Consider the following 14,374-nt stretch of genomic DNA (forward strand, 5'->3'; position numbering starts at 1 on the left):
AGCGACGAAAGCCGCCATCAGAGCGGCAACGTGCCATCGGATGAACTGACGCTTTTCAGCCTGCGGCTGACCGCGGCGGCGACTCGCTTCGCAGTCAGGCGCCAAAATGGGAGATTGACGATGAATTCATTCCTGAAGACGTGCACCGCCTTGACGGTCGCGCTGACCTTTTCCGGTCAGGCCGTCGCCCAGGTCAAGGAACTTGGCAAGGGCGAAGGGGAGGTCAGCATCGTTGCCTGGCCGGGGTACATCGAGCGCGGCGAAACCGACAAGGGCTATGACTGGGTGACCTCCTTCGAGAAGGAGAGCGGCTGCAAGGTCAACGTCAAGACCGCGAACACCTCCGACGAGATGGTCTCGCTGATGAATGAGGGTGGGTTCGATCTAGTCACCGCTTCGGGTGACGCATCGCTGCGCCTCGTTGCCGGCAAGCGCGTGCAGCCGATCAACACCGATCTCATCCCGAGCTGGAAGGCGGTAGACGACCGTCTGAAGGATGCGCCCTGGTTCACCGTCGACAAGGTGCATTACGGCGTTCCCTATCAGTGGGGCCCGAACATCCTGATGTACAACACCGATGTCTTCAAGGAAGCGCCCAAGAGCTGGAACGTCGTCTTCGAGGAAATGAACCTGCCGGACGGCAAGTCCAACAAGGGCCGCGTCCAGGCCTATGACGGCCCGATCCACATCGCCGACGCCGCCAACTATTTGATGTTCCACAAGCCGGAACTCGGCATTAAGGACCCGTACGAATTGAACGAAGACCAGTACAAGGCAGCGCTCGAGCTGCTGCGTGTTCAGCGGACGCTGGTCGGCCGCTACTGGCATGACGCCGCCATCCAGGTCGACGATTTCCAGAACGAAGGCGTCGTCGCTTCCGGTTCGTGGCCTTACCAGGTCAACACGCTGGTTGCCGCCAAGAAGCCGGTCGCCTCGACCGTGCCGGAAGAAGGCGTCACCGGCTGGGCCGACACCACCATGATGGAGGCCGACTCCGCGCATCCCAACTGCGCCTATATGTGGCTTGAGCATTCGCTGTCGCCCAAGGTCCAGGGCGATGTCTCGGCCTGGTTCGGCTCGCTCCCCGTGGTGCCCGCTGCCTGCAAGGGCAACGAGCTGCTCGGCGAGGAAGGCTGCAAGACCAACGGCTACGAGAACTTCGACAAGATCAAGTTCTGGAAGACCCCGGTCTCCAAGTGCGCAACCCAGAACGACCAGTGCGTGCCTTACTACCGCTGGGTGTCCGACTATATCGGCGTCATCGGCGGGCGTTGAGCTCCCTTTAACCCACCCCCTTGTGGGGAGGGTCGACGCGCAGCGTCGGGGTGGGGGCAGCGCTGACGTCCGGTGCTAGTCACCCCCACCCGCGGCTTCGCCGCGACCTCCCCATCGAGGGGGAGGTGAAGTGCCGTGCCCGCTGGCCTGATTGGTGGCGGCAAGAGCTATTTCGACGAACCACAAACCGGCAACAGATCAGGACAGCCCATGACCTCGGCCGTTTCCTTCCAGAAAGTCTCTCGCCATTTCGGCAGCGTGCGCGCCGTCGATGCGGTCGATCTCGACATCGTGCCGGGCGAGTTCTTCGCCATGCTTGGTCCGTCGGGGTCCGGCAAGACTACCTGCCTGCGCCTCATCGCCGGCTTCGAGCAGCCGACATCGGGCTCGATCTCGATCTTCGGCGACCGCGCCGAGGGCGTGCCGCCCTATCGCCGCAACGTCAACACGGTGTTCCAGGACTACGCGCTGTTCCCGCATTTGAACGTGCTGGACAATGTCGCCTACGGGCTGATGGTCAAGGGCATCGCCAAGCCGCAGCGGCAGAAGGCGGCGGAAGAGGCATTGTCACTGGTGCGGCTTCCCGGCTATGGCGCCCGCCGTCCCGGCCAGCTCTCCGGCGGCCAACGCCAGCGCGTCGCGCTGGCCCGTGCGCTGGTCAACCAGCCCAAGGTGCTTTTGCTCGACGAGCCGCTCGGCGCGCTCGACCTCAAGCTGCGCGAGAACATGCAGGAAGAGCTGAAGTCGCTGCAGAAGGCGCTCGGCATCACCTTCGTCTTCGTCACCCATGATCAGGGCGAAGCGCTGTCGATGGCCGACCGCGTTGCCGTCTTCAATGACGGCAAGATCATGCAGATCGGCACGCCGGAAGACATCTACCAGCGGCCCAGGACACGCTTCGTCGCCGATTTCGTCGGCTCCTCCAATGTGTTGCCGCCGGATTTCGTCCAGCGTTATTCCGGCCAGGACCGCTGGGGCAGCTTGCGCCCCGAATCGATCCGCATCGGCAGCATTGCGAAAGGCGAAGGGGTTGCCGCGCGCCTGGTCGGAACCAACTATCTCGGCGCCACGACCAGGCTGGCGCTCGACGCCGACGGCTTGAGGCTGCACGCCATCGTGCCGGCCGGGACAAAGCTGCCGGCGGAAGGCGAAGCGGTGGTGCTGACGTTCAACCGCGAGCATTTGCATTTGATGGACGAGCCGGCATGATTGAGGTTTGCGCCAAGCACCCCCCTCTGTCCTGCCGGACATCTCCCCCTCAAGCGGGGAGATTGGCTGTTCCTCCCGGTTTCGCCAATCTTCAACGTTGGGGATTTGGCGAGGCAGCGAAACTGCTGATCTCCCCCCTTGAGGGGGAGATGTCCGGCAGGACAGAGGGGGGTGTGAAGGAACCCGGCTTCTCAGGGTTCCTTCAGCACGCGGTCTCCCCATGACCATCGCCGCGCTCAACTCAACCTCCGCCCCCGCCATCCTGCCCGGCAGCGGCGGCGTGCGCGGTGCGCTGTCCGACCTGTTCTGGCGCAAGCCGCAACTGCTGCTGTTCCTCATGTTGGCGCCGCCGGTGCTGTGGCTCGGCGTCGTCTATATCGGTTCGCTGTTCGCGCTCTTGGCACAGAGTTTCTTCTCGATCGACGAATTTTCCGGCCTCATCAACCATGAGTTCACGCTGAAGACCTATGGCGACCTGTTCCAGCCCGCCAATCTCGACATCATCCTGCGCACGGTGACGATGGCGGTGCTGGTCACGCTGGCCTCCGCCGCCATCGCCTTCCCGATCGCCTATTATGCGGCGCGCTATGCCCGGGGCCGCTGGAAGGCGCTGTTTTATCTCGGAATCATGCTGCCGCTGTGGTCGAGTTATCTGGTGAAAATCTACGCCTGGAAGTTGATCCTCGCCAAGGAAGGCATTCTGACCTGGCTGCTGGCCAAATTGCATCTGCTCTGGGTGCTCGACGGCTGGCTGTCGCTGCCGGTCGTCGGCGGCAACTCGCTGTCGGTCTCCGCCACCGGCACCTTCATCGCCTTCGTCTATGTCTGGCTGCCGTTCATGATCCTGCCGGTGCAGGCGGCATTGGAGCGCGTGCCCGGCAATCTGGTCGAGGCGTCCTCCGATCTCGGCGCATCGCCGGGCCAGACCTTCCGCAACGTGCTGTTCCCGCTGGCGCTGCCCGGCATCGTCGCCGGCTCGATCTTCACCTTCTCGCTGACGCTGGGCGACTACATCATCCCGCAGATCATCGGCACGTCGCGGCTGTTTATCGGCCAGGCCGTCTATTCGCAGCAGGGCACCGCCGGCAACATCCCGCTCGCCGCCGCCTTCACCGTCGTGCCCATCGTCATCATGGGTTTCTATCTCTGGGGCGCCAAGCGCATGGGGGCCTTCGATGCGCTCTGACGGTTCGCAATCCGCCCCGCTCGGCCTCAAGATCGCAGCCGCTTGCGGCCTGCTCTTCCTGCACCTGCCGATCCTGCTGATCTTCGTCTATGCCTTCACCACGGAAGAGAAGAGCTTCGTCTGGCCGCCGCCGGGGCTGACCACACAATGGTTCGCCGTCACCTGGAACCGGCCGGATGTCTGGCAGGCGCTGTCGCTTTCGGTCCGCGTCGCCGCAATCTCGACCGCGATTGCCTTGATACTGGGCACCCTGTGCGCCGCCGCCGTGTCACGGACGAAATTCTTCGGCCGCGAGACGATCTCGCTGCTCGTCATCCTGCCGATCGCGCTGCCCGGCATCATCACCGGCATCGCGTTGCGCTCGGCCTTCTCGCTAGCCGACATCCCGTTCTCGTTCTGGACGATCGTGCTCGGCCACGCCACCTTCTGCGTTGTCGTCGTCTACAACAATGCGGTCGCCCGTTTCCGCCGCACTTCCGGCTCAATGATCGAGGCCTCGATGGATCTCGGCGCCGACGGCTTCCAGACCTTCCGGCACGTCGTGCTGCCCAACATCGCCACCGCTCTGCTTGCCGGGGGGATGCTCGCCTTCGCGCTGTCCTTCGACGAGGTCATCGTCACCACCTTCACCGCCGGCCAGCAGCAGACCGTGCCGATCTGGATGCTGGAAGAGCTGATCCGCCCACGCCAGCGTCCGGTCACCAATGTCGTCGCCATGGTCGTGGTGCTGGTGACGCTGCTGCCCATCCTTGCCGCCTATTACCTGACCCGCGACGGCGACCAGATCGCCGGTTCGGGCAAATGAAGAACAGCGAATAGGGAGTAGCGAATAGCGAATAGGGGAGATTGCACGACCAGCCCTATTCGCTACTCGCTATTCGCTACTCGCTCCTGACCGAGGAGAACCTGCATGGACACCCAGATGCTGATCGGCTCGAGCTTCGAGAACGGCACCGAGACCGAGGAGCCGATTCTGAATCCAAAGACCGGGGCGACCATTCTCAACCTGCCTGAAGCCAGCCAGGCGCAGATCGAGGCGGCTGTTACTGCCGCCGAGCGAGCGTTCGTCTTGTGGTCACGCACAACGCCGGCGCAGCGCTCCGGCTATCTCCTCAAGATCGCCGACCGCATCGAGGCCAACGCGCGGGAGTTCGCGGCGCTCGAGGCGCTGAATTGCGGCAAGCCGATCAACGCCGTGCTCAATGACGAAATCCCGGCGATCGTCGACTGCTATCGCTTCTTTGCCGGCGCGGTACGTTCGATGCCGGGCGTGGTCGCCGGCGAATATCTGCCCGGCCACACCTCGATGGTGCGGCGCGACCCGATCGGCATCGTCGCTTCCATCGCGCCGTGGAACTATCCACTGATGATGATGGCCTGGAAGCTGGCGCCGGCCATTGCCGGCGGCAACACCGTCGTCTTCAAGCCGTCGGAGCAGACGCCGCTGACGGCGCTGAAGCTGGCCAGGATCCTGGCCGAGGTGCTGCCCGAGGGCGTCGTCAATGTCGTGCTCGGCCGCGGCGACAGCGTCGGCAACACGCTGATCAATCACGCCAAGGTCAACATGATTTCGATCACCGGCGACGTCGCCACGGGCAAGAAGGTGCTGCAGGCCGCCGCCAAGTCGGTCAAGCGCACGCATCTGGAACTCGGCGGCAAGGCGCCGGTCATCGTTTTCGACGACGCCGACCTCGGCGCCGTGGTCAACGGCCTGCGCGGTTTCGGCTACTACAATGCCGGGCAGGATTGTACAGCCGCTTGCCGCATCTATGCCGGCAAGAAGATCTACGACAAGCTCGTCGCCGATCTCTCATCTGCCGTCTCGACCATCAAATACAACCAGCCCGACGACACCGAAAATGAGATCGGGCCGCTGATCTCGCGCCGCCAGCGCGATCGCGTCTCGAGCTTCGTCGAGCGCGCTTCGGAACTGAAGCACATCGAGATCACCACCGGCGGCAAGCCGGGCGAAGGCTCCGGCTTCTATTACCAGCCGACGGTGGTTGCCGGCGCGCTGCAGGAAGACGAGATCGTGCGCCGCGAAGTGTTCGGTCCGGTCGTCTCCATCACCCGCTTCTCCGAAGTCGATGAAGCCGTGAACTGGGCCAATGACAGCGACTACGGCCTGGCATCCTCGGTGTGGACCAAGAACGTCTCGCGCGCCATGGCGACGGCCGCCCGTCTGCAATATGGCTGCACCTGGATCAACACCCATTTCATGCTGACCAACGAGATGCCGCATGGCGGGCTGAAGCAGTCTGGCTACGGCAAGGACATGTCTCTCTATGCGCTGGAGGATTATACCGCCGTTCGTCATGTGATGGTGGCGCATGGGTAGAGGCCGCCACTATCTCTAAAATATTCGCCAACCCGTTTTCTGTACATTAAGCGAGAGTTACTTTTGCGGTACGGCGGGAGTTCACGATTTACTGAATATTCAACCTGAACGAGCAGCCTCTTGCCGGGAAACCGCGCGGCGAGGGGTTTGCGCATGAACACGACCAAGATCAAGCTGGTACTCATTGGCGGCTTCTGTCTGCTGATCGCTGTGTTCGGCGGCAAGGACATGATCAAGAAGAGCGGCTGGCCCGAGGCGCCTGCTGAAATCCTCGCGGTCAATGTCGAATGCGACATGGAATCGACCGCCCACAAGATTGTCTACAAGACCGTCAGCACCGCCACGATCCCGTGCGAACTGGTGGATGCGTTCAAGACGGTTCATGCTGACAAAGAGTGGAAGGTGACCCAGAAATTCACCGGCACCTTGCGCGTCGGCACCGGCGCCGACGCCGTCGAGGCCACGATGGAGCTGAACAAGAACGGTGCCCGCGAACCGCAGGTCGGCGACAAGCTCACCGTCGTCCAGAACCCCGCCAACCCCACCCAGATCGAACGCACCGGCATGACCGGCACGCGTTTGACGATCGTCATTGGGGCTGGACTGCTCGGCGCGTTGCTTCTCTATCTTGCTTTCAAACCCCGCCGGCGGATGTCGACCTCCGCCGTGGCGGGCAACCCTGCCGGAGATGCCGGCGCGGACCAGCGCGCGCGCCAGGCCGACGCCTTGATAGCGGCGGCCCTGGCCAAGCAGGCCACATTGCCCAATCAGCCGGCACGTGTCGCGGCTGCCGGATCGGTCAGGGAAGGGCGGTTTTCCGGGCAGCGGACGAGTTTCGGCCGCCGCAACTGATGGCCGAAAACTGCTGCACCTGCCACGGCTACTCCACGATGCGGTAGATGTTCCAAAGGCTGGTGCCTGAAACGACGTAGGGCTCCATCTCCTTGCCCCATTTGGCGTGCGCGTCGATCTTGCCGATCCTCGCGAAGAATCCCTCCAACTGGGCAAGGCTTTCGACCTGATGATGCGATTCGACCGTCGCTTCCCGAGCTCCGACCGAACCGGTCATGATCTGGAACTCGAGATCGGCAATGCCGACCTGAGAGCCGATCTCGCGTTCCCATTTCTTCAACAGGTCGAGCACGGTCTGCTTGTGCCCGAACTTGGCGTCGATCTGCCATCTGGCGCTGAACATTTTTGTCTCCTCCAGTTTTGCGGCCCAAACCGCGGTTGATCTTTCCGCGGTGGAACTACTCGTCCCAGGCCTGCACGACGGTCTGTCGTGCGATCCGCCCATTCTTCAGCTCCAGCATCGCCGCGCAGAACACTTTCGTTCCGTCCGGATAGGCGCAGGCCTGGGTGAAGGCGAGATTGTCGCCATCGGCGATGGTGGTGTCGACCTTGTGGGTCATCGCCCGGCTGCAGATGTCGTCCCAGAAGGTGCTGATCGCCGCCCGGCCGCGGATCTCGCGCGGCTTGCTCGGCGGATTGTTGCGGTCGATCACCCGCACCAGTGCGTCGTCGGCATAGAAGCTAGCGAGCATCCTGCCGTCCCGTCCTTCGATCGCTTTCTTGATCGCCGCGCCGTCCACGCTCTGCGTCTTGGTCAGCATCTTCTCCTCCATGGCCCGTTGATCGGGCGGTTGAATGATCACAAGCAATGCCCGGCGCACCGCCCGGCAGTTTCTTTCACTGCGACTTGGCTTTGACGGCTGCGAACACGCCGTCGGTCTGTTGTTTGAAGGTCGCGAAATCGACCTGGCTGCCGTTGAGCATCGTCGACCAGTGGCGCACGATGGCCGCCATCGCGATCGCCTCCTTGATCTCCTCATCGGTCGCGCCATTGAGCTTGGCGGCCTCGGTGTGGAAATAAATGCAGTACTGGCAGGGGATCTGCGAGGCGACGGCCAGCCCCAGCAGTTCCTTGGTCTTGCCGTCGAGCGCGGTCTTGGGGTTGAGCTGCACACCCTTGATCTCGGCCCAGGCGCCGGCAACCGCGACATCGGGCAGCGTCTTGAACATGTCCGGCACTGAGCCGAGCGTCGCCTCGATGTCCTTGTAGGCGGCGGCCGCCGAGGCATCCTCGGCTCTGGCGGGAGCGATCGTGAACAGCGCGCCAACGCCTGCCGCTATCACCAGCGATTTGATCGACCTGTTTGACTTCAGCATTGCATCCTCCATCCGCAGTGCCTTTCCCGGCGACATCCGCCTGGCCTGCATGGAGAGAATTGGTACGCCTCGACCCCACCTGGCCGCTTCGCCCGAAAGCGCCATGGTCCCTATGGCCCGTCCGGGCCAGCCTGCCTGGCGGAAAATGCCGCTGCCGCCGCCCGTGACGGCAAATCGAGCTTCAGCAATATGTTGGCGACATGACGCTTGACCGTATGCTCGCTGAGCCTCAGCTCGGCGGCGATCGCGGCATTGCTCTTGCCGTCGGCGATCAGGATCACCACCTCGCTTTCGCGCGCCGTCAGTTGAGCCGGCTCGGCGGGTTTCGCCTTGGGGCGGCAGGCCGGCTCCAGGTGCTGTTCCGACGTTGCCTGGACCAGCGCCAGCGGCTCGTCCAGCTCATCCACCGTGACACGCCCGGCATCGATGAAATGCAGGCCGGACCCCGCCGCCAGATCGGCGGCCAGCCGCGACGCCAGAATATCGCCGCGCCCGGCATGGGCGGCGATCTGCATCGTCACCCGTGCCATCAGCCCCACCGGCGGCCCGCGCATTTCGACCTCACCGACATGGGCGCCCTGGGCGCTTGCAATGCCCATATGTTGCGCCGCATCGCGCAGTGCCGCCGCGCAGCGTATGGCCCGCGCCGGCCCGTCGAAGCGCGAGATCATCAATTCGCCATGGATGCCGGCGACGCGTCCGCCATGACGGCCGACCAGCTGCCGCCAGCTCTCCTGGAAGCGCTCGCTACGTTCGCTCCACATGCGGTCGCCAACCCGCGCCGTGTCGTAGATGCGTGTCGCCAGAAGAGCGGCAAGCACGCGCTCCGCTTCGGCCACGGCACGCTCGCCGGTCAGGAATTCCTCGATCAGGTCCGCCACCCGGTCGACATCGCCGGTCCAGATCGGGTGGTCGCGCCCGGGGACCTCGACCAATCGCGCATTGGCGATCTCTTTCGCCAGGAAGCGGCTGGCGTCCGGGTCGACCCGCGCGTCGTTGCGGCGATGAATGAGCAGTGTCGGTGCGCCGATCGCCGAAAGCACGCCGCGCACATCGATTCCGGCATTCATCCGGGCAAGGGCTGCCGCTGCCGTCGGACTGGCCGACAGCCGCTCGAAGCGGGCCCACCACTGGGTGAAATGCGCATCATCTACCCGGCCGGGAGCGAAGTTGGGCAGTGTGGCGCCCGTGCCCCATTCCGTGCCGGCCGTCGCGATGAAGGCCTCGAGGCGCTCCGGCGACATCACCCATTTGTGGAAATGCGCATAACCGCCATAGAGCGCCAGCGCTCGTGTCCGTTCCGGACAGGTGGCGGCAAACAACATTGCCATCGGCGCGCCTTCCGAAGCGCCGAGCAAGGCCGCGCGGCCGCTGCCGGTGGCATCCATCACCGCGCGCACATCGTCCATGCGGGTTTCGAGGCTGGGCAGGTGGCGTGGGTCGACGCGGTCGGACAGGCCGGTGCCGCGCTTGTCGAACAGGATCAGCCGCGAGAACGCCGAGAGCCGTTTCAACAGCCTGGCGTAGCCCTCGTCTTCCCAATGCAGGTCGAGATTGGAGATGAAGCCGGGCACGAAAACCAGGTCGAACGATCCCTGGCCGACCACCTGATAGGCGATCCGCACGTCGCCGCTGAGGGCATATCGCGTCTCGATCGGCCTCACGTTGCTATCCCGTCCGGCCAGACGATTTCTGATCGCCGACCATAGCAGACGCCCGGCGGATGCGGCAGCCAAACTTTAGAAGACAGGAATATAGCCCGCGGCGAACCGTGTTCGCCCGCCATTTCTGGGGGAGGCTATTTCTGGGGAGCGGCGCTCTCTGCACCCGTGGGTTGGACGTAGCCGATGCTCACATCGGCCTGCTCCTCGGTCTTCGGCCGCTTGATCCTGGCCGAGGCCACGACGACGAGTTCGTCAAAACCTTCGCCGCCGCTGTCCAGCATCTCGAAGAACTGCCGGCGCATCCTGGGCTCCCAGAACTTGTTGATGTGCTCGGCCACGCCCGCCACACCTTCCTCGCGGGGCCTTGAATGGAAGAAGGCGGCGATCTGGTTGGCCATGCGCACCAGCTTTTCCCCGGTACTCGTGATGTGTTCTTCGTCATGCGACATGCTGGGCAACTCCCAAGACCACCCGTTCCGGGTGGGTGAAAACATCGAAATCGTCGCCGCGCACCAGCGCCACCAGCGTCATGCCGGCCTCTTCGGCGGTGCGGATGGCAAGGGCTGTCGGCGCCGACACGGCGATGATGAAGGCGGAGCCGATCGCCGCCGTTTTCTGCACCATCTCCACTGAGACGCGTGATGTCACCACCACCGCGCCCGATGCACCGTCAATGCCGGCCTTGGCCAGCGCGCCGGCCAGTTTGTCCAGCGCATTGTGCCGGCCGACATCCTCGCGCGCCATTACGATGCCCTTGCCGGGCACATAAAACCCTGCGGCATGCACTGCACCGGTCTCGGAATGCAGCGGCTGCACCTTCGACAAAAGCTTGACTGAGCGAACGATGTCGTCGGCTTCAAGCGTAAGCTTGGACGCACTAACCTTATCGACCGAGCGCATCGCTTCCTCGATGGATTCGATGCCGCACAGCCCACAGCCGACCGGGCCGGCGAGCCGCCGCCGCCGCGCCTCGAAGCGCGTATTGGCCTGGTCCTTCAGCCGGATCTGGATATCGATGCCGGCGCCATGGTCCTCGACCTCGATCGCCTCGATCTCGTCAGGCAAACCGATGATGCCTTCGGTCAGCGAGAAGCCGAGCGCGAAATCCTCGAAGTCGGCCGGGCTCGCCATCATCACCGCATGGGTGGTGCCGGCAAAGGAGAACGCCACCGGCGTCTCCTCCGGCACCATGCGGTTGGCCGCCGCAGTGCCGCTGGCGCGGTGGGCAAGGCGAGAGATTTGGGTGGTGGCTTGGCTTTTTCGGGTCACGAGGCGCGCCCCTCTGCCCTGTCCGTCCTTCGCAGTAGCTGTGGAGGCTCGCGCCTTTCCTCTCCCCCGTCGATCGGGGGAGAGGTGTCAAGCGAAACTTGACGGAGTGGGGGTCGACTGCTGCCCAGATGCGTCGGTTTGCCTGCTCCTTGGGTTGTGCGCGACTTTCGACGGCTGCGTGTTGCGGGGCCGGCTTCCCCCACTCCGTCGCCGCTTCGCGGCGCCACCTCTCCCCCCTCCGGAGGGAGAGGAAAGGCGCCAGGCGGCATAAGCTCGCGTCCTTCCTGACGGAGTAGGGGTCGACCAACCGTCAAGATTGAAGCTCTTATTGTCGAACGCCGTGGCAAGACTACTCCGCCGCTTCCAGCTTTGCGATGCGGCGGCTCTGCTCGGCCTGCTCGTTATAATCGCGCTGCCAGTCCGAAGGCCCGTTGGAGGCGCCGACCTGCACCGCGGTCACCTTGTACTCCGGGCAGTTGGTCGCCCAGTCGGAGAAGTCGGTGGTGATGACGTTGGCCTGCGTGTCGGGATGGTGGAACGTTGTGTAGACCACACCTGGCGACACCCGGTCGGTGATCAGCGCACGCAGCGTCGTCTCACCCGAACGGCTGGTCAGCCGCACCCAGTCGCCATCGCGCAGGCCGCGGTTCTCGGCATCGTGCGGATGGATTTCCAGCCGGTCCTCCGAGTGCCACATGACGTTTTCGGTGCGCCTTGTCTGTGCACCGACATTGTACTGGCTGAGGATGCGGCCGGTGGTCAGCAGCAACGGGAAACGGGGCCCGGTCCGCTCGTCGGTCGCCACATATTCCGTCCGGATGAACTTGCCCTTGCCGCGCACGAAGCCGTCGATATGCATGATCGGCGTGCCGAGCGGCGCCTTCTCGTTGCAGGGCCATTGCACCGATCCGACACGGTCGAGCAGATCGAAGGAGACGCCGGCGAAGCTTGGCGTCGTTTTGGCGATCTCGTCCATGATTTCGGAGGGATGCTGGTAGTTCCAATCCAGCCCGATCGCGCGGGCAAGCTCCTGTGTCGCTTCCCAGTCGGCATAGCGCGCCTTCGGCTCCAGCACCTTGCGCACCATGTTGATGCGGCGCTCGGCATTGGTGAAAGTGCCGTCCTTTTCCAGGAAGGTCGAGCCCGGCAGGAAGACATGCGCGTAGTTAGCTGTCTCGTTGAGGAACAGGTCGTGCACGACGACGCATTCCATCGCCGCCAGGCCGGCCGCGACATGCTTGGTATCAGGGTCGGATTGCAGGATGTCCTCGCCCTGGATGTAGATGCCCTTGAAGGATCCGTCGACGGCGGCATCCAGCATGTTGGGGATGCGCAGGCCCGGTTCGTCGTCGAGCTTCACCCCCCACAACGTCTCATAGATGTCGCGCACCGCCTCGCCGGAGATGTGGCGGTAGCCCGGCAGTTCATGCGGGAACGAGCCCATGTCGCAGGAACCCTGCACGTTGTTCTGGCCGCGCAGCGGATTCACCCCGACGCCCGGGCGGCCGATATTGCCGGTCGCCATGGCAAGGTTGGCGATAGCCATAACCGTGGTCGAACCCTGGCTGTGTTCGGTCACGCCGAGGCCGTAATAAATCGCGCCATTGCCGCCCTTGGCATAGAGCCGTGCAGCACCTCGGATCAGTTCGGGATCGACGCCGGACAGCTTGCCCACGATTTCGGGGCTGTTTTCCGGCAAGGCGACGAAAGAAGCCCAATCCTGGAACTCCGCCCAGTCGCAGCGATCGCGGATGAAGGCTTCGTCGAAAAGCCCTTCGGTAACGATGACATGCGCCAGCGCCGTCAGCACCGCCACGTTGGTGCCGGGCTTCAGCGGCAGGTGATAGTCGGCCTCGATATGCGCCGACTTGACCATTTCGGTGCGGCGCGGATCGAGCACGATCAGCTTGGCGCCCTGGCGCAGCCGCTTTTTCAGCCGCGAGGCGAACACCGGGTGCGCGGAAGCCGGATTGGCGCCGATGATGACGGCGACATCGGTGAAATCGACGGAATCGAAATCCTGCGTGCCGGCCGAGGTGCCATAGGTCTGGCCGAGGCCGTAGCCGGTCGGCGAGTGGCAGACGCGCGCGCAAGTGTCGACATTGTTGTTGCGGAAGCCTTGGCGCACCAGCTTCTGGACGAGATAGGTCTCTTCATTCGTGCAGCGCGAGGACGTGATACCGCCGATCGAGGTGCGGCCGTATTGATACTGGATACGGCGGAATTCCTTGGCCGTATGGGCGATGGCCTCTTCCCAGCTCACCTCGCGCCAGGGATCGCTGACCTTTTCCCGGATCATAGGCGACAGGATGCGGTCCTTGTGGGTGGCATAGCCATAGGCGAAACGGCCCTTCACGCAGGAGTGGCCGTGGTTGGCCTTGCCGTCCTTGTAGGGCATCATGCGAATGACTTCGTCGTCCTTCACTTCGGCCTTGAACGAGCAGCCGACGCCGCAATAGGCGCAGGTGGTGACGGCGGAGCGCTCGGGCATGCCTTTCTCAAGCACGGTCTTTTCACGCAGCGCATCGGTCGGACAGGCCTGCACGCAGGCGCCGCAGGATACGCATTCTGAGGCGATGAAATCCTCGTGCATGCCGGCGACCATGCGCGATTCGAAACCGCGGCCCTCGATCGTCAGCGCGAAGGTGCCCTGCACCTCCTCGCAGGCCCGCACGCAGCGCGAGCAGACGATACATTGCGCCGGATCATAGGTGAAATATGGGTTGGACTCGTCGCGGGCGATGTAGTCGACCGCCAGCGAGCCATGGCCGGGCGCGACGCCGTTTTCCTGCTTGACGTGGTTGCGGCCCTCGATGCCGAAGCGGTTCTCGGTCAGGCCGACCGATTTCGCCACAACGTCGAACTCGCTGGCGCCGGTGCCGGCCTTCTCGTCCCAGCCGGTCGGGTGGTCGGAGACGTAAAGCTCCATGACACCGCGGCGGATGGCGTCGAGCCGCTCGGATTGCGTGCGCACCACCATGCCTTCGCCGACGGGCGTCGTGCAGGATGCCGGCGTGCCGCCGCGCCCGTCGATCTCGACCAGGCAGACGCGGCAGGAGCCGAACGAGTCCAGCATGTCGGTAGCGCAGAGTTTTGGGATCTCGACCCCGCCTTCCATCGCCGCGCGCATGATCGACGTACCCTCCGGCACGCTGATGCTGCGGCCGTCGACGATCAGCGTAACCTGCTTTTGCGCCTTCGATTCCGGGGTTCCGTAATCGAGTTCTTCGATGAGTGTCGGGAAGTCGGCCTTGATATTCATCT

13 protein-coding genes are annotated in these 14,374 nt (G+C 63.9%); 6 read left to right on the top strand and 7 right to left on the bottom strand.

The features are described from left to right. The first annotated feature begins 120 nt into the window (after positions 1-120). The 6 genes from X750_RS160840 (at position 121) to X750_RS160815 (ending at position 6,860) form a co-directional block, all read left to right on the top strand. Entirely contained in the window at positions 121-1,275 is a 1,155-nt protein-coding gene (locus X750_RS160840) for an ABC transporter substrate-binding protein (protein WP_023746657.1), read from the top strand. A gap of 210 nt (positions 1,276-1,485) precedes the next feature. Beyond that, entirely contained in the window at positions 1,486-2,484 is a 999-nt protein-coding gene (locus tag X750_RS160835) for an ABC transporter ATP-binding protein (RefSeq protein ID WP_023692631.1), read from the top strand. A gap of 220 nt (positions 2,485-2,704) precedes the next feature. Further along, on the top strand, positions 2,705-3,670 hold the full coding sequence (locus tag X750_RS160830) for an ABC transporter permease (RefSeq protein ID WP_023692630.1): 966 nt from the start codon (positions 2,705-2,707) through the stop codon (positions 3,668-3,670). Further along, a complete protein-coding gene (locus X750_RS160825; RefSeq protein WP_023673416.1) occupies positions 3,660-4,475 on the top strand; it encodes an ABC transporter permease in 816 nt (271 codons plus the stop codon). The genes X750_RS160830 and X750_RS160825 overlap by 11 nt, the downstream gene beginning before the upstream one ends. 105 nt (positions 4,476-4,580) lie before the next feature. Beyond that, a complete protein-coding gene (locus X750_RS160820) occupies positions 4,581-6,008 on the top strand; it encodes a gamma-aminobutyraldehyde dehydrogenase (protein WP_023746658.1) in 1,428 nt (475 codons plus the stop codon). Positions 6,009-6,236: 228 nt separating this feature from the next. After that, positions 6,237-6,860, top strand: coding sequence for a hypothetical protein (locus X750_RS160815; RefSeq protein WP_245271799.1), 624 nt, complete (start codon positions 6,237-6,239; stop codon positions 6,858-6,860). A 28-nt stretch (positions 6,861-6,888) separates the two neighbouring features. Here the strand turns inward: X750_RS160815 and X750_RS160810 are convergent, their stop codons facing one another. The 7 genes from X750_RS160810 to fdhF form a co-directional block, all read right to left on the bottom strand. Then, the gene (locus X750_RS160810) at positions 6,889-7,203 is read right to left on the bottom strand and encodes a hypothetical protein (protein ID WP_023738143.1); all 315 of its coding nucleotides are present in this window, start codon (positions 7,201-7,203) and stop codon (positions 6,889-6,891) included. 55 nt (positions 7,204-7,258) lie between these two features. Further along, on the bottom strand, positions 7,259-7,621 hold the full coding sequence (locus tag X750_RS160805; RefSeq protein ID WP_023688799.1) for a nuclear transport factor 2 family protein: 363 nt from the start codon (positions 7,619-7,621) through the stop codon (positions 7,259-7,261). Positions 7,622-7,697: 76 nt separating this feature from the next. Beyond that, entirely contained in the window at positions 7,698-8,177 is a 480-nt protein-coding gene (locus X750_RS160800) for a carboxymuconolactone decarboxylase family protein (RefSeq protein ID WP_023688798.1), read from the bottom strand. 110 nt (positions 8,178-8,287) lie between these two features. Next, positions 8,288-9,841 (bottom strand): alpha/beta fold hydrolase, encoded by a 1,554-nt coding sequence (locus X750_RS160795; protein WP_023746660.1) that lies wholly within the window; start codon positions 9,839-9,841, stop codon positions 8,288-8,290. 134 nt (positions 9,842-9,975) lie between these two features. Continuing rightward, positions 9,976-10,290, bottom strand: a complete 315-nt coding sequence (locus X750_RS160790) for a formate dehydrogenase subunit delta (RefSeq protein WP_023688796.1) — start codon at positions 10,288-10,290, stop codon at positions 9,976-9,978. After that, entirely contained in the window at positions 10,280-11,110 is an 831-nt protein-coding gene (gene fdhD / locus X750_RS160785) for a formate dehydrogenase accessory sulfurtransferase FdhD (RefSeq protein ID WP_023746661.1), read from the bottom strand. Before fdhD ends, X750_RS160790 begins: the two co-directional genes overlap by 11 nt. Before the next feature lie 349 nt (positions 11,111-11,459). Further along, a complete protein-coding gene (fdhF, locus tag X750_RS160780; RefSeq protein WP_023746662.1) occupies positions 11,460-14,372 on the bottom strand; it encodes a formate dehydrogenase subunit alpha in 2,913 nt (970 codons plus the stop codon). Positions 14,373-14,374: the final 2 nt, after the last annotated feature.

The sequence above is a fragment of the Mesorhizobium sp. LNJC391B00 genome (assembly GCF_000502535.1).
Taxonomy (GTDB): Bacteria; Pseudomonadota; Alphaproteobacteria; order Rhizobiales; family Rhizobiaceae; genus Mesorhizobium.